Source organism: Lichenicoccus sp., assembly GCF_965276875.1.
Lineage (GTDB): Bacteria > Pseudomonadota > Alphaproteobacteria > Acetobacterales > Acetobacteraceae > Lichenicoccus.
This window is the reverse complement of sequence record NZ_OZ255701.1, coordinates 2014160-2030185: the sequence shown is the minus strand read 5'-3', so window position 1 is coordinate 2030185 and position 16026 is coordinate 2014160. Positions and strand designations below refer to the sequence as shown.

14 protein-coding genes are annotated in these 16026 nt (G+C 66.4%); 10 read left to right on the top strand and 4 right to left on the bottom strand.

Features of this window, described 5'->3' with window-relative positions; genetic code table 11:
• From ahcY to ligD, 3 genes are all read right to left on the bottom strand, one after another.
• Positions 1–1299: an adenosylhomocysteinase gene (gene ahcY, locus ACQY4K_RS09790; RefSeq protein ID WP_428395627.1), complete on the bottom strand. Its 1299-nt coding sequence runs from the start codon at positions 1297–1299 to the stop codon at positions 1–3.
• Between the two features lie 72 nt (positions 1300–1371).
• The gene (locus tag ACQY4K_RS09785) at positions 1372–2208 is read right to left on the bottom strand and encodes a Ku protein (protein WP_428395625.1); all 837 of its coding nucleotides are present in this window, start codon (positions 2206–2208) and stop codon (positions 1372–1374) included.
• 4 nt (positions 2209–2212) lie between these two features.
• On the bottom strand, positions 2213–4489 hold the full coding sequence (gene ligD, locus ACQY4K_RS09780) for a DNA ligase D (RefSeq protein ID WP_428395623.1): 2277 nt from the start codon (positions 4487–4489) through the stop codon (positions 2213–2215).
• Between the two features lie 101 nt (positions 4490–4590).
• Here ligD and ACQY4K_RS09775 point away from each other — a divergent pair, with 101 nt between their 5' ends.
• The 10 genes from ACQY4K_RS09775 to ACQY4K_RS09730 all read left to right on the top strand — a co-directional run bounded on the left by ACQY4K_RS09775 (position 4591) and on the right by ACQY4K_RS09730 (position 13467).
• On the top strand, positions 4591–6771 hold the full coding sequence (locus ACQY4K_RS09775; RefSeq protein WP_428395621.1) for an amylo-alpha-1,6-glucosidase: 2181 nt from the start codon (positions 4591–4593) through the stop codon (positions 6769–6771).
• A 71-nt stretch (positions 6772–6842) separates the two neighbouring features.
• Positions 6843–7133: a type II toxin-antitoxin system prevent-host-death family antitoxin gene (locus ACQY4K_RS09770; protein ID WP_428395619.1), complete on the top strand. Its 291-nt coding sequence runs from the start codon at positions 6843–6845 to the stop codon at positions 7131–7133.
• Positions 7130–7633 carry a type II toxin-antitoxin system VapC family toxin gene (locus ACQY4K_RS09765; RefSeq protein WP_428395617.1) on the top strand — a complete coding sequence of 168 codons (504 nt, stop codon included), beginning with the start codon at positions 7130–7132 and terminating at the stop codon, positions 7631–7633. The genes ACQY4K_RS09770 and ACQY4K_RS09765 overlap by 4 nt, the downstream gene beginning before the upstream one ends.
• Positions 7634–7713: 80 nt before the next feature.
• Positions 7714–8523 carry an aminoglycoside phosphotransferase family protein gene (locus ACQY4K_RS09760; RefSeq protein ID WP_428395615.1) on the top strand — a complete coding sequence of 270 codons (810 nt, stop codon included), beginning with the start codon at positions 7714–7716 and terminating at the stop codon, positions 8521–8523.
• 35 nt (positions 8524–8558) lie between these two features.
• Complete coding sequence (locus ACQY4K_RS09755) at positions 8559–8870, top strand: alpha/beta fold hydrolase (RefSeq protein ID WP_428395613.1); 312 nt, start codon at positions 8559–8561, stop codon at positions 8868–8870.
• A 161-nt stretch (positions 8871–9031) separates the two neighbouring features.
• Entirely contained in the window at positions 9032–9307 is a 276-nt protein-coding gene (locus tag ACQY4K_RS09750) for an alpha/beta fold hydrolase (protein WP_428395611.1), read from the top strand.
• Positions 9276–9473, top strand: coding sequence for a helix-turn-helix domain-containing protein (locus tag ACQY4K_RS09745; protein ID WP_428395609.1), 198 nt, complete (start codon positions 9276–9278; stop codon positions 9471–9473). Before ACQY4K_RS09750 ends, ACQY4K_RS09745 begins: the two co-directional genes overlap by 32 nt.
• A gap of 49 nt (positions 9474–9522) precedes the next feature.
• Complete coding sequence (locus ACQY4K_RS09740; protein ID WP_428395607.1) at positions 9523–10419, top strand: hydrogen peroxide-inducible genes activator; 897 nt, start codon at positions 9523–9525, stop codon at positions 10417–10419.
• Positions 10420–10528: 109 nt separating this feature from the next.
• Positions 10529–12733: a catalase/peroxidase HPI gene (katG, locus tag ACQY4K_RS09735; protein WP_428395605.1), complete on the top strand. Its 2205-nt coding sequence runs from the start codon at positions 10529–10531 to the stop codon at positions 12731–12733.
• A gap of 83 nt (positions 12734–12816) precedes the next feature.
• Positions 12817–13467, top strand: coding sequence for a glutathione S-transferase family protein (locus tag ACQY4K_RS09730; protein ID WP_428395603.1), 651 nt, complete (start codon positions 12817–12819; stop codon positions 13465–13467).
• 16 nt (positions 13468–13483) lie between these two features.
• Here the strand turns inward: ACQY4K_RS09730 and ACQY4K_RS09725 are convergent, their stop codons facing one another.
• Positions 13484–16021, bottom strand: a complete 2538-nt coding sequence (locus ACQY4K_RS09725) for a response regulator (protein WP_428395601.1) — start codon at positions 16019–16021, stop codon at positions 13484–13486.
• Between the last annotated feature and the right edge of the window lie 5 nt (positions 16022–16026).

Sequence of the window (16026 nt, the reverse complement as noted above, 5' to 3'; positions counted from 1 at the left end):
TCAGTAGCGATACAGGTCGTGTTTGAACGGGCCGGACTGCTGCACGTCGATATAGGCGGCCTGCTTGTCTGTCAGCACCGTCAGTTCGGCGCCGATCTTGGCGAGGTGCAGGGCTGCGACCTTTTCGTCGAGATGCTTGGGCAGGGTGTAGACCTTGCGTTCGTACTTGCCCTCGGGTGCGGTCCACAGCTCGATCTGGGCCAGCGTCTGGTTGGTGAACGAGGCGGACATCACGAAGGACGGGTGGCCGGTGGCGTTGCCGAGATTGACCAAGCGTCCCTCGGACAACACGATCAGGCGCTTGCCGTCGGGGAATTCCACCTCGTCGACTTGCGGCTTGATGTTGTCCCATTTGTGGTTGCGCAGGGCCTCGATCTGTATTTCGGAGTCGAAATGGCCGATATTGCAGACGATGGCCCGATGCTTCATCTCGCGCATATGCTCGATGCGGATCACATCGACATTGCCGGTGGCGGTCACGAAGATGTCGCCACGCGGGGCGGCCTTCTCCATGGTGACTACCTCATAGCCTTCCATGCCGGCCTGCAGCGCGCAGATCGGATCGATTTCGGTGACCAGCACCCGGCAGCCGGCATTGCGCAGGGACGCGGCCGAGCCCTTGCCGACATCGCCGTAGCCGGCGACGACCGCGACCTTGCCGGCCATCATCGTGTCGGTGCCGCGGCGGATCGCGTCCACCAGGCTCTCGCGGCAGCCATAGAGATTGTCGAACTTCGACTTGGTGACGCTGTCATTGACGTTGATCGCCGGCACCGCGAGCGTGCCCTTCCTGGCCATCTCCCATAGCCGGTGCACGCCGGTGGTGGTCTCCTCGGAGATGCCACGCACGTCAGCCAGCATTTCGGGATATTTGTCGTGCATCAGCACCGTCAGATCGCCGCCATCATCGAGGATCATGTTCGGGGTCCAGCCATCGGGACCGCGCACCGTCTGCTCGATGCACCACCAGAACTCGTCCTCGCTCAGGCCCTTCCAGGCGAACACTGGGGTGCCGGCGGCGGCGACGGCGGCTGCGGCATGGTCCTGGGTGGAGAAGATGTTGCAGGACGACCAGCGCACCGTGGCGCCCAGCGCGGTAAGCGTCTCGATCAGCACCGCGGTCTGGATCGTCATGTGCAGGCAGCCGGCGATGCGGGCACCCTGCAGCGGCTGGCTCGCGCCAAACTCCGCGCGCAGGGCCATCAAGCCGGGCATCTCGCCCTCGGCGATGGAGATTTCCTTGCGTCCCCAGCCGGCGAGGCTGATGTCACGAACCTTGTAATCCGCTGTGCTGCTCATGGCCGTGCTGTTGTCCTGTCTGGCGAGAGGCCCTCGCTATACAGTGTGGCCGGCTTGTGGGGAAGCAAAGCCTCAGGCGGAGCGGCGCTTCGCCGGGGGGCGCCGCTTTGGCTTGGCCGGTGTCTCCTCGCCGAGGCTTGCCCGCAACGCCGCCATCAGGTCGACCACCTTGCCCTCCTTGCGCGGGGCCTTCGGCTTGGCTGGCGCCACCCCGCGTTGCTTGGCCTCGATCACCGCCCGCAGCCGCGCCTCGTAGCGGTCCTCCATGTCGGAGGGCTCGAAACGCGCGGTCTGCCGCTCGATCAGTTGCGTCGCCAGCGCCACCATCGACGGGTCCGGCTTGGCACGCGGCAGGTCGCGGAACAGATCGCCAGGATCGGTGATCTCGCGCATGTCGTGCAGCGTGTGCAGCACCAGCCCGTCATCCATCGGCATCAGCGCCACCGCCCGCTCGCGCCGGTTGAGCACCACCCGCGACAGCGCCACCCGCCTGGTGCGGGCGATGGCCTCGCGCAGCACGACATAGACATCCTCCTGGCGGTCGCGGGCGCTGCCGTCGGGGGTCACGTAGTAGCTGGCATCGTAATAGACCGGATCGATGCTGTCGGCGGGCACGAACTTGTCGATGGTCAGCACGCTCGAACTTTCGATACGCGCCTGCTCGAAATCCGCGTCCTCGAGCAGCACGTAACGGTCTTTTTCGTATTCGTAGCCGCGCACCAGGTCGCCGCGCGAGAGTTCGGCGTCGGTTTCGGCATCCTGGGTGACCATGCGTATCCGATGGCCGGTCGCCGGGTTGATGAAGTGGAAATGCAGCGATTCGTGCGTCTGCTTGACGCTGTGCAGTGCCACCGGACAGGACACCAGGGCCAGGCGCAGGCTGCCACGCCAGATCGGACGGCCGGCCATCCGCCTATGCCTCCATGTCGAGATCGCGCCGGTCGGCGTCGAACGCGCGCCATGGATCGGCCCGTCGCAGACGCGCCGGCACAGTGCGAATGGTGAATTGCGCGGGATCGAGCGAGGCCGCGACCTCGCGCCAGGACAGCGGGGTCGCGACCGTCGCACCGGGCCGTGCCCGTGGCGAATAGGAGGCGATTGCGGTCGAGCCTAGCCCGTTGCGCAGCCAGTCGACCAGGATGCGTCCGCGACGTCGCACCTTGCGTGTGCTCGCGACGTAGCTCTGCGGCGCCTCGCGCTCCATCCGCTCGGCAAAACGCCGGCACCAGGCGCGTAATTGGCTCCAGTCGGCGGCGGTGCGGATGGGTGCCACCACATGCAGCCCCTTGCCGCCGCTGGTGCGCGCATAGCCGACCAGCCCCGCGCGGCCCAGCCTGGCGCGCACGTCCTTGGCCGCGGCCACGACGTCCGCGAAGTTGACCTCCTCGCCGGGATCGAGGTCGAACACCAGTTGGTCGGCGTGGCCGGCGTCGGCCAGCGACGACCCCCAGCTATGCAGCTCGATGGCCGCGATCTGGGCGGCCGCCAGCAGCCCGGCCTCGCCGTCCATGGCCAGATACGGCGCGCCGTCGTGCGTGCCCTCGGTGATCGCCTCCGGCATGCCACGGGTTTTGTGCTTCTGGAAGAAGTGCGTCTGGGCGATGCCGTCCGGGCAGCGCACGAAGGCGAGCGGCCGTCCGGCGATCCCCGGCAGCGCACGTGCCGCCACCGCCTGCCAATAGGCGGCGAGCTCCGCCTTGCTGACGCCGCCGTCGTCCTCGGGCCAGAGCAACCGGTCCGGGTGGGTCAGGCGCACTGCCGGCGCCTGCACGACCTCGGTTGCGGGCTTGTCCTCGCGCAGGCCCAGGAAGCTCGCATGGCGCAGCATGCCGTCCGGGGTGAGGTTGGCGAACCGGATCTCGCAGACCAGCTCCGGCCGCACCCATTGCGTCGTCTTCGGCGCGGTTTCGCCACCGCTTAGGCCGTCCGGGGGCGATGCTTCGCGCAACGGGTCCAGCCGCTCGCGCAAGCGGCGCAGCCTTGCCGCGGTGAAGCCGGTGCCGACGCCGCCGGCGAAGTGCAGCCGACGCTCCTCGCCGTTGCGCGCGAGCTGCAGGGCGCCGAGATGGCCCCGGCTGCCCTTCGGCGGGGTGAAGCCGACGATGACGAACTCCTCGCGGTCCTCGCATTTGAGCTTGAGCCAGTCCTTGCCGCGCCCGGCGCGGTAGGGCGCGTCCAGCCGCTTGCAGACGATGCCCTCCAGGCCGTGCTTGCAGGCCTCGGTGCGCACCTTGGCCAACTCCGAGGTCAGATGTTCGCTCAGCCGGATCGGGTCACCTGCCGCATCGAGCAGCGTGTCGAGCGCCTGCTTGCGCGCCTTGAGCGGCAGGGCGCGCAGGTCGGTGCCGTCCTGGTGCAGCAGGTCGAAAGCGTAGAACAGCAGCGCGCCCGTCTTTTCGCCTGATAACGCATCCTGCAGCACCGCAAACGAACTGCGTCCGTCCTTGTCCAGCGCCACCAGCTCGCCGTCGACCATGGCCCTGTCGGCGGGTAGCCGGGCGATCGCCTCGGCCAGCACCGGCACCCGCTTGGTCCAATCCAGGCCGTTGCGAGTCAGCAGCGTCACGGCGTCGCCTTGCTTGCGGCAGAGCATGCGGTAGCCGTCGAACTTGATTTCGCTGATCCAGCCGGGCCCACTCGGCGGCGCGCGCACCAGGCTGGCAAGCTGCGGGGCCTGCTTGCGTGGCACTGGTGAGCCGGCGTCCCGCTTGGCCTGGGCCTGCTCACGCTCCTTGATCAGCAGCCAGTTTTCGGCCTTCTCGCCCGCCTTGGGCTTTAGCCGCACCAGAACGAAGCCGCCCTTCAGGCGACCACCGTCGAGGGTGAATTTCAGCTCGCCTTCGCCGAGGGCGGCGGCGGGGTCGTCGGCGAGTGGCGCCCAGTGTCCGCGGTCCCACAGCTCGACGGTGCCGGCGCCGTAATTGCCGGCCGGGATGGTGCCCTCGAAGCCCGCGTAATCGACCGGATGGTCCTCGACATGCACGGCCAGCCGCTTGTCGCGCGGGTCCATCGAGGGGCCCTTCGGCACCGCCCAGCTCCACAGCACGCCGCCATGTTCGAGGCGGAAATCCCAATGCAGCCGGCGCGCCGCGTGCTTCTGCACGACAAAGATCGAGCCACCCCCGCCGGTCCCATCCTTCGGCTCGGGGGTGCGGCTGAAATCACGCTTCTCGGCATAGGAACGGGCCATGACGCACCGGAAACGTTCTGCGTGCTGGCCGGTTGCGCACGCTTCGGTTAACCCTGTGCGCCGGACCAGCATACCCAGACCTGCAAGTAGGGGAGCCGCCATTGGACAGCCTGAACCCGGAGCAGCCGAGCGCCTATACCGTCGGCGCCAGCTCGATCCTGTCGGAGCGGCGGCTGCACGCGCTCAAGCATGGCGACATGTTCGGGGTGTTCGATCCAAGCGGCAACATCCTGTATGGGCCCGGCATCGCCGACGGCATCTACTATCTCGACACCCGCCACCTGTCGTCGCTGTCGCTCTCGCTGAACGATGCGGCGCCGATCCTGCTGTCCTCGGCGTTGCGCGACAACAATGCGACCCTGTCGTGCGACCTCACCAACCCGGACCTGGCGCTCGCCGGCGGCGGTAGCTTGTCGCATGATCTGCTGCACCTGCGTCGCACCTGCTTCCTCTGGAAGAACGCATGTTACGGCCGGGTGCTGCTGCGCAATCTCGATGTCGAGCCACGCCAGGCCAGCATCGAGATCGGCTTTGGCGCCGACTTCTCCGACCTGTTCGAGGCGCGTGGCACGCCGCGTGCGCGTCGCGGCACGCTGTCGGCCCCCGTCGTCGACGGCGATTGCGTGCTGCTCGCCTATACCGGCCTCGATGACCGCGTGCGCAGCACCCGGCTGCGCTTCGAGCCGCGCCCGGACGCGCTGACCGACAACGCCGCGCGATTCTCATTCACCCTCAAGCCGGGTGCCCGCGTGCTGATCCATATCGAGATCGCCTGCGACAAGGCGGCCACCGAGCCGCCCCGCCAGAGGCCGTCGGAGGCATTCCTGTTCTCGATGGTCGAGGCGCGCCGGGCGCTGCGCGTCTCCTCGGCGCGTGCGGCCGCGATCGCCTCCTCCAATGAGATCTTCAACGAGGCGATCCGCCGCTGCATCTGCGACATCTACATGCTGATCACCGACAAGCCGACCGGCCCCTACCCCTACGCCGGCGTCCCCTGGTACAGCACCGCCTTCGGCCGCGATGCGCTGATCACCGCGATGCAGACGCTGTGGCTCGATCCTGCCATCGCTCGCGGCGTGCTGGGCTATCTCGCCGCCCACCAGGCCGACGCGATGGACCCGATCGCCGACGCCGAGCCCGGCAAGATCCTGCATGAGGTGCGCCACGGCGAGATGGCGGAATTGGGCGAGGTGCCGTTCCGGCATTATTACGGCAGCATCGATTCCACGCCGCTGTTCGTCATGCTGGCCGGGCAGTATCTCGATCGCACCGCCGATGTCGCGACCATTGCGGGGCTCTGGTCGCATATCGAGCGGGCGCTGGACTGGATCGACGAGTACGGCGACCGCGACGGCGACGGCTTCGTCGAATATGGCCGGCGCAACGAGAACGGCCTGGCCAACCAGGGCTGGAAGGACAGCTTCGACAGCGTCTTCCACGCCGACGGCACCCTGGCCGAGGGTCCGATCGCGCTGTGCGAGGTGCAGGCCTATGTCTATGCCGCCAAGCAGGCAGGGGCTGAGATCGCCCGCAGGCTCGGTCACGGGGCCCGCGCGCAAAAGCTGGACTCCGAAGCCGAGGCGCTGCGCACCACCTTCAACGACCGCTTCTGGTGCGAGGAGCTCGGCACCTACGCGATCGCGCTTGACGGCAAGAAGCGGCCCTGCCGGGTGCGTTCGTCGAACGCCGGGCACACGCTGATGACCGGCATCGTGCCGCCGGAGCGCGCGGCCCGGATCGTCACCGGCCTGATGAGTCGCAGCTTCTTCTCCGGCTGGGGGGTGCGCACGATCCCGGTCGGCGAGGTCCGCTACAACCCGATGGCCTATCATAACGGCTCGGTCTGGCCGCACGACAACGCCATCATCGGCCTGGGGCTCGCCCGCTACGGCTACAAGGAGGAGGCGGTCCGGCTATTCGGCGGGCTGTTCGACGCGGCTTTGTTCTCCGACCTGCGCCGCCTGCCCGAACTGTTCTGCGGCTTCGCCAGGCAGCGCGGCGAAGGCCCGGTGCGCTATCCGGTGGCCTGCTCGCCGCAAGCCTGGGCGGCCGCGACCCTGCCGAGCCTGCTACAGGCCACCCTCGGCCTGCGTTTCGACCCGGCCACCACCACGGTACATTTCGACACCCCGCGCCTGCCCGCCTTCCTCCAGGAAATGACGCTCTACAATCTCTCCGTCGGCGGTGCCCGGGTGAGTGTGCACCTGCAACGCGTCGGCGGCGAGGTCGCGGTGAACGTGCTGGAACGCGAAGGCCCGATCCGGGTGCAGATCACGAGCTGAGCTACCGTCATCCACCATTGCAATCCGCCGCAACTCCAACTACAAGCTAGTCAGCTAGTCAGGAGCCGACCATGGGGCAGATCCGCAAGACCGTCATGCCGACGCGCGACGACACCGTGTGGAAGCTCGAGGACGCCAAGGCGCGGTTCAGCGAGCTCGTGCGTCAGGCGTGCGCCGAAGGTCCGCAGCGCGTCACCGTGCGTGGTCGCGAGGCGGTTGTCGTCATCGCCGCGGACGAGCTGCGACGCTTGCTGCCGCCGGCGAGCGACGCCGTGCCCTTCGTCGCCTTCATGGAGAGCCTGAGCCTCGACGGTCTCGACCTGACCCGCGCCCCCGACACTGGTCGCGACGTCACCTTTTGATCGGCTGGCTGCTCGACACGAACGTCATCGCCGAAATCATCCGCGCCGGCGGCTCTACGCGCGTCAAGGCCTGGGCAGCCAGCCAGGACGAAGCGACGCTCTATCTCAGCATCCTGACCATCGGCGAATATGACAAGGGCATCACCAACCTGCCCGACGACGACCCGCGCCGCACCGCCTTCATGGCCTCGCGCGACAATCTGGCGGCCCGCTTCGGCCCACGCCTGCTCTCCGTCTCCGACCCGATTATCCGCCGCTGGGGTGCGATCAGCGGCACCGTCAAGCGCGACACTGGCCATCCCCCGCCGGTCATCGACACGATGCTTGCGGCGACCGCCCTGGAGCACGGCCTTATCCTCGCAACGCGCAACCTCCGGGACGTGCGTCTGAGCGGTGCCGCCCTGTTCGACCCATGGAACGATGATCCCGCAGGCGTGCTCAAAACGCTACCTGGCAGAGGACCAGCGCGTCGGTCCCGGTTACGTCCACCGAGCCCCTGACGACCCGGCCGCCATGTGCGCAGCATCGCGGCCGACCGAGTTCGACCCGGCAGAGCCTTTGCTCATGATAGCGTTACCCGATGTTTGAACGATACCTCGCTCTCTGGAGCCTGACCCCTGACGGTCAACAACTGGTCACCGCTTCCAGCCGGTTGCTGCCAGTTTTGCGCGGGCAGGAGCCGGCCATGCTCAAGCTGACGATTGACGGAGAAGAGCGCCAAGCTGCCGCGCTCATGGATTGGTGGGGCGGCAGGGGAGCGGCACGGGTCCTATGTCGGGAAGACAACGTTTGTCTGCTCGAACGGGCGACCGGGACCGCGCGCCTGTCAGAGATGGCCCGTTTAGGACGCGACGACGACGCTGTTCGGATTCTGTGCTCTGTCGTGGAACAGCTCCACGTTCCTCGGGCTCAGCCGCCACCCGGTCTGGTTCCATTGTCGCACTGGTTCCACGATCTCGAGCCGGCGGCCACAACGCATGGCGCCGTGCTCACAAGATGTGCCGAGACGGCGCGCGTGCTGTTGACCGAGCCGTTGGACATCCATGTCCTGCATGGCGACCTGCACCACGGCAACGTGCTCGACTTTGCAACACGCGGCTGGCTCGCCATTGACCCGAAAGGCTTGCTCGGCGAGCGCGGCTTTGATTTTGCCAACATCTTTCTGAACCCCGACCTCGCAATGCCTGAGACGCCCGTGGCGACGATACCCGCCGTGCTTGAGCAGCGCCTCGCGATCGTGACACATGCAGCGTCCTTGCAGCGTCGCCGCCTGTTGCAATGGATCCTCGCCTGGACGGGGCTGTCTGCGGCCTGGCTGCTCAATGACGGTATGGCCGCGCCTGTAAACCAGCAGATCGCCGAACTGGTTGCGGCAGAGCTTGACCGATGACGAGAAGCCGATTCCCTCAAGAACGGAAGGGCGCGATGTTCGACGGCTTCAAACTGGAAACCATCGCACTGCCCGAGGCCACGCTACGGGTTCGTTACGGCGGCCGTGGCTCTCCAATCCTGTTGCTGCACGGACATCCTCGAACCCACGCAACCTGGCACAGAGTTGCTCCTCTCTTGGCGCAGCAGCACAGCGTTGTCTGTCCCGACATGAGAGGGTTCGGCCAATCCTCGAAACCTGCCGACACGCCCGACCATGCTGGTTCCTCCAAGCGAGCCAAGGCGCGCGACTGTGTGGCCCTGATGCGCCAGTTCGGCCACGAGCAGTTCGCCATCCTTCGGCCATGATCGCGGCAGCTACACCGCGTTCCGCACGGCGATGGATCATCCCGAGGCCGTCAGCCACGTGGGCATTCTCGACGGCGTGCCGATTCTGGAGGCGCTGGAGCGTTGCGACGCACGAGGAAGCCTACGCGGATTTCCGCGCAGCCATTCATGATCCGGCGACCGTGCACGGCATGCTTGAGGATTATCGAGCGGGTCTCGGGATCGATCGCGCTCACGATGAGGCCGACCGCCGCGCGAAACGCCGGATCGGCTGCCCGGCCCTGATCCTGTGGTCATCGCGCGATGATCTTGAACTTCTGTATGGCGATGTCCTCGCCGTGTGGGAGCCATGGACGACGACGCGACGAGGTCGCAGCCTTGATTGCGGCCATCATATGGCCGAGGAGGCTCCGGAAGAATTGGCCGGTGAAATCCTGGCGTTTATGCGCGCAGCTTAGGGCAGCTTTGATAAGGAGGCGTCTTCTCTCCGGTAAGCACTCCATAGCCAGTGTTGTGGGGTCGACCGGCTTTCAATCAACAAGCGCGTTCAGCACCGCCTTCAGCCGCGTCGTCGGCTATCCCCCGGGTCAGGTTCGCGGCGCGACCCGTACGATGGACTTGTAATCATCGATGGATGTAATCGTTGATTGATGCAGGCTATGAGACAGCGCGTATGACGTTGCAGGACCTACGCTACGTGGTGGCGATTGCCGAACATGGTCACTTCGGCCGCGCGGCCGCGGCGTGCGATGTGGCGCAACCGACGCTGAGCATTCAGATCAAACACCTCGAAGCGCAGCTTGGCGTCAAGCTGTTCGAGCGCACAACCAAGTCGGTGAGCGTCACCGCCGTCGGTGCGGACATCGTCGGGCGCGCGCGTCACATCTTGGCGGAGATCGACGCCATCATGAGCGTCGGGCAGCAAACCTCAGGGCCCCTGGCCGCCGATTTCAGCCTCGGTGTCATTCCCACACTCGGGCCTTACGTTCTGCCGTGGCTGGTGCCGGCGCTGAAGCGAGATTATCCGGCGCTGCGCCTGGTGCTGCGCGAGGATCTGACGGCCCCCCTGCTGGAGCGACTTGGTTCGCATCGGCTGGACGCCGCCCTGGTGGCGCTCCCGGTCCCGGGCGATCGGCTGGAGACGCTCGCGTTGTTTGATGAACCGTTCTGGTTTGCCGCGCCAAAAGGCCGCAAGGCCGCCTCGACAAAAATCATGCAAGAGGACGAACTGCGCGAGCACGCTCTGCTGTTGCTGACCGAAGGCCATTGTCTGCGCGAGCAGGCCCTGGCGATCTGCGGGACGGCCGAGCGCGAGGCGGACGGGGACTTTCGCGCGACCAGCCTGGAGACCATCCTGCAGATGGTGGCGACCGGTTTGGGAAGCACGCTGCTGCCGGCGATGGCATGCGGCGACGCGCGCACCCGCGCGGTCTCGATCCGGCCGATGGCAGCCGGCGTGGGGCGACGCATCGGCCTCGTATGGCGACGCAGCTATCCCAGGCCACGTGACATCCATTTGCTTGCGCAAACCCTGTGTGACCATCTGCCGTCTGGCGTCCATCGCGTGTGACGCTTGTCGATAGACCTGTTCAATCAATTGGCCACCGACAATCAATTTAACAGCGATGCCCGCCCGCACTAGACTGCGTTACAGCACGCTTCTTGAGAGGAAGAACACCATGGATGGACCGACCGACAATGCGGCAGCGGGCCAGTGCCCGGTCGTGCACGGAGGCTCCCCGGCGAAGCGCAAGAGCGCGCGGAGTGGTAATCGGGACTGGTGGCCGGAGTCGCTAAGCCTGGAGACTCTGAGCCAGCACTCGCCGCGGGCCAACCCGATGGGCGCCGAGTTCGACTATGCCGAAGCGTTCAAGACGCTCGACCTGAACGCCGTCATCGCCGACCTGCACGCTTTGATGACCGATTCACAGGAATGGTGGCCGGCGGATTTCGGGCATTACGGCGGCCTGTTCATTCGCCTGGCATGGCACAGCGCCGGCACCTACCGCACGACCGACGGCCGCGGCGGCGCCGGCGGCGGCCAGCAGCGTTTCGCGCCGCTCAATAGCTGGCCCGACAACGCCAACCTCGACAAGGGGCGCCGGCTGCTCTGGCCGATCAAACAGAAATACGGCGACAAGCTCTCCTGGGCCGACCTGTTCGTGCTCGTCGGCAACGTCGCCTTGGAGTCGATGGGCTTCAAGACGTTCGGCTTCGCCGGCGGCCGCGCGGACACCTGGGAGCCCGAGCAGCTCTATTGGGGTCCGGAGGGGACCTGGCTGGGCGACGAGCGCTACAGCGGCGAGCGGCAGTTGGACAGCCGGCTCGGCGCGGTGCAGATGGGGCTCATCTATGTCAATCCGGAAGGACCGAACAGCCAGCCCGATCCGCTCGGCTCGGCGCACGATATTCGCGAGACCTTCGCGCGCATGGCGATGAACGACGAGGAGACGGTGGCGCTGATCGCCGGCGGCCACACCTTCGGCAAGACCCATGGCGCGGGCGACCCCTCGTTCGTCGGCCCCGAGCCCGAAGGCGCGGTCATGGAGGATATGGGCCTCGGTTGGCGCAGCACCCACGGCACGGGACTTGGCGCGGACGCAATCACCGCCGGCCTTGAGGTCACCTGGTCGCAGACGCCGACCCAATGGAGCAACCACTATTTCGATAACCTGTTCAAGTTCGAGTGGGAGCTGACCAAGAGCCCGGCCGGCGCCTGGCAGTGGCAGGCCAAGAATGCCCCCGCGGACATTCCGGACGCGCACGATCCGTCCAAGACGCGTCTGCCCACCATGCTGACGTCCGACATCGCCCTGCGCGCGGACCCGGCCTATGAGACAATCTCGCGCCGCTTCTACGAGAACCCCGACGAATTCGCGGACATTTTCGCCCGCGCCTGGTTCAAGCTCACGCATCGCGACATGGGCCCGATCCAGCGCTACATCGGCCCACTCGTGCCCAAGGAGCGGCTGATCTGGCAGGATCCGATCCCCGAAGTCGATCACCCGCTTATCGGCGAGCAGGAGATCGAGGCTCTCAAGGCGAAGATCCTCGCCACCGGGCTTTCGGTGTCCCAGCTCGTCTCCACCGCCTGGGCGTCGGCGGCGACGTTCCGCTATTCCGACAAGCGCGGCGGCGCCAATGGCGCGCGTATCCGCCTCGCGCCGCAGAAGGACTGGGCGGTGAACAACCCCGCCGAGCTGGCCGGCGTGTTGCAGAAGCTCGAGGCGGTGCAGGCATCGTTCAACGCGCAGGCGACCAGCGGCATGAAGGTCTCGCTCGCCGACCTGATCGTCCTCGGCGGCTGTGCCGCGATCGAGCAGGCGGCGAAGGAGGGCGGGACCGACATCAAGGTGCCGTTCACACCCGGTCGCATGGACGCCTCGCAGGAGCAGACCGACGCCGCATCGTTCGCGCCCCTGGAGCCGACCGGCGATGGGTTTCGCAACCACTACGAGGGCGCGCAGTTCATGGCGCCAGAGGAAGCGCTCATCGACAAGGCCGAACTGCTGCGCTTGAGCGGCCCGGAAATGACGGTGCTGGTCGGCGGCTTGCGGGTGCTGGGGGCGAATTCCGGCGGCTCCAGGCACGGCGTGTTCACCCAGCGGCCGGGCACGTTGACGAACGACTTCTTCGTCAACCTGCTCGACATGAAGACCGAGTGGCAGCCCACGGACTCCGAGAACGCCTACGCGGGCCGCGACCGCAAGACCAAGGAGGAGAAGTGGACCGGCACGCGCGTCGACCTCATCTTCGGCTCGCACTCGCAACTGCGCGCCCTCGCCGAGGTCTATGCCTGCGCCAACTCCCAGCCGAAATTCGTCAAGGATTTCGTGGCAGCATGGAACAAGGTCATGAACGCCGATCGCTTCGACGTCACGTGACGCCGGGTTCGCTTACCTGTTGTGAGCAAAGCTGAGAAGGGCGGCATCTTCGGGTGCCGCCCCGCTTTTTGGGTAAGTCCGCGATGACCATTATCATCACCGCCTTTGAACGGTCACCCGACGGCGGCAAGGGCTTGGCACGTGATACGCGCATTCGCTGGGCGCTGGAGGAAGTCGGCCAGCCCTACGAGGTGCGTCTCGTTTCGTTCAGCGCGATGAAGCAAGCCGCCCATCTGGCACTGCATCCTTTCGGGCAGATTCCGACCTATGAGGAAGGCGATCTCGTCCTGTTCGAGACGGGAGCGATCGTGTTCCATATCGCGGAGCGTCATGCGGGGCTGTTGCCCGAGGATGCAAATGCCCGGGCGCGCGCGATCATGTGGATGTTCGCCGCACTCAGCACAATGGAGCCGCCGATCCTTGAACTTACGACCGCGAGGCTGCTTGAGGGAGACAGGTCCTGGGCCGCGCAACGCATGCCTCTCGTCGCAGATCGCGTCCGTAACCGGTTGGGCCCGCTTTCCCATCACTTCGGCGATGCCGACTGGCTCGATGGCGCGTTCAGCGCGGGTGACCTGATGATGGTGTCGGTGCTGCTCCGGGTGAAAGCGTCAGGCCTGCTGGACGACACGCCGAATCTCGCCGCCTACGTCGCGCGCGGTGAAGCGCGGCCAGCCTACAAGCGTGCCTGTGACGCTCAGTTGGCGGTCGCCGGCAATCAACAGATCGGCTGACATGGTCGCTCTGAGCCTACGCGTCGGCGTTCGTCGGCGTCTCGCCCTGATGCATGGACGCGTCGGACGCAAGCGCCAACAGTTCGTCCGCAAGCAGGCGCAGATTGGTCTCGCCCTTGCTCAGGACCCGGTCGGCGCCGGAAAGGCGTTCGCGGTCATCGGCGGTGAGGTCGCGCGCGGTCATCACCACCACCGGCACGTCGCGGCAATCCGGCTTCTCACGCAGCGCATGCAGGAACGTAAATCCGTCCATCACCGGCATCATCAGGTCGAGCAGGATCAGTTGCGGCACCGACTGCGTAACCAGATCGAGTGCCTGTCGGCCGTCTGCAGCCTCGGCTACCGACCAGCCGTTGCGTTCGAGCAGCGTGCGCAGCCGATGGCGAGTGTCGGCATCATCATCGACGACGAGCACGTGCCCTTCGCCGCGGAAACGTTCCATCACATGGCCGAGCCGCTCCCAGTCCACGGGCTTGGCAACCAGCTCCGCGGCGCCGAGCGACTCGCCGAGTGCGACGTCATTGACGAAGGTGACCAGCACGACCGGGATCGCGGCCAGCGCCGTGTCGGCCTTGAGTGCCGCCAGCACCGACCAGCCGTCCATTTGCGGCATCATCACATCGAGCAGGATGGCGCGCGGCACCAGTTCCCGGGCCAGTTCGAGGCCCGCACAGCCGTCGGACGCAGTGCGCACTGCAAAACCCTCGCGCTCAAGAAACCTGGTGAGTAGTTCGCGCTGGTTCGGATCGTCATCGACGACCAGCACCAGATGTTTGCCGGCGGCTGCCGGCGCCGCTTCCGGCTCCGGCTCGGTCGGTTCCGGCAGCAGGGCAGGGATACGCATGGTAAAGGTTGAGCCCTGTCCTTCGACGCTCTCCACCGTCACGTCGCCGCCGAGCAGCCGGCAGAAGGCGCGGGTGATCGCAAGACCGAGCCCGGTGCCGCCGAAGCGTCGGGTGGTGGAGGCATCCGCCTGGGCGAAGCGCTCGAATAGGCGTTCGAGTTGCTCGGCCGTCATGCCGATGCCGCTATCCGCGACGCTGAACAGCAGGTCCGTATCCTCGCGTCGCGCCCGCACGGTGATGGTGCCGTTCTCGGTGAATTTGGCGGCGTTGCTGATCAGGTTGAACAGGCACTGGCGCAGCTTGACCTGATCGGTGTGCATGGACCCAAGCTCCGTCTCCGCGCCCAGATCCAGCATCAGGCGGTTGTGCTTGGTGGCAACCAATGCCTCGACCGTCGAGGCGACCTCGCGCAGCAACCCCGCCGTGCTGAAATCCTCGGCGTAGGTGGTCATGCGTTCGGCCTCGATCTTGGAGAGGTCGAGCACGTCGTTGATCAGGCTGAGCAAATGACGCGCGTTGCTGTTGATCTTGCGCACGTCATCGAGCAACGATTTCTGGCCGAGATCCTCGATCTCTTCCTCAAGCATCTCGCTGTAGCCGATCACCGCCGAGAGCGGCGTGCGCAGCTCGTGACTCATGTTCGCGAGGAACTGGCTTTTCGCCCGGTTGGCGTCCTCCGCCGTCTGCTTTGCCGCCAACAGATCGGCCTCGGCCTGACGCTGGTCGGTAATATCGGTGTGGGTGCCGACCCATTCGCGAACCGCGCCGCTGTCGTTGCGAACCGGCACGCCACGCGCGAGCATGTTGCGCCACGTGCCGTCGGTTCTGCGCAGCCGGTGTTCCAGGATGAACGGCACGCCTGCCGCGATCGCCCCGGGCCAGAGCCGCGCCGTCTCCGCCTGGTCGTCCGGGTGGACACAGTCCATCCAGCCGTTGCCTTGCATGGCGACGCCATCCTGGCCGGTGAACGCGGTCCAGGCCGTTTGCGGCGCGGCGAAGCGTCCCGAGGCCGGCATCAGCCAGATGATCGAGGCGCTGGCTTCGATCAGGGTGCGGAATCGCTCTTCGCTGAGGATCAGCTCTGCGCGGCTCTCCTGTATTGACCGATTTCTGCGTCGCGCCACCAGTAGGATGCTGCCGAAGCCGCCCAGCAGCGCCAGGACGGAAGCCGCCAGCAGCACCGCGCAGAGTGCCGCGCTGGACGCATCGCGGCGTTGTATTTGCCGGCGCAGATGGTCCTGCCGACCTGCCACGGCCGCACGGACGTGGTCCATCGCCGCCTTGTCCTGTCCGTCGAGCATGAAATGCAGCGCCGCCCGGGTGTCGCCGACGCGTTTGCTGGCTACGATTTGTGCCGCCACCGCGAGCTTTGCCGCAACCAGGCCCGGCAGTGCAGCGCCGTATGGTCCTCGGCGGGACAGGGCGGACAGGTTGCGCTGCACGTCCGCGAGTCCCGCCTGGTAAGGCTGCAGATACATTGCACTGCCGGTAATGAAGTAGCCGCGCTCGCCGGTCTCGACGTCCTTCAACGCTGAGAGCAGTTGCTCGACCGTGATCAGCTGGGTGTTCCACGCGAGAATGTGCGAGTCCGCGCGCTGCCTTATGATGACGTAGCCTGCAAACAGGCACAAACCGGCCACGAACAGCACGCCGGCAAGTGCGACCAGATGTTCCGAGCGTCGGCGCCAGGAAGCGGAAAGACGTGCCATCGGCT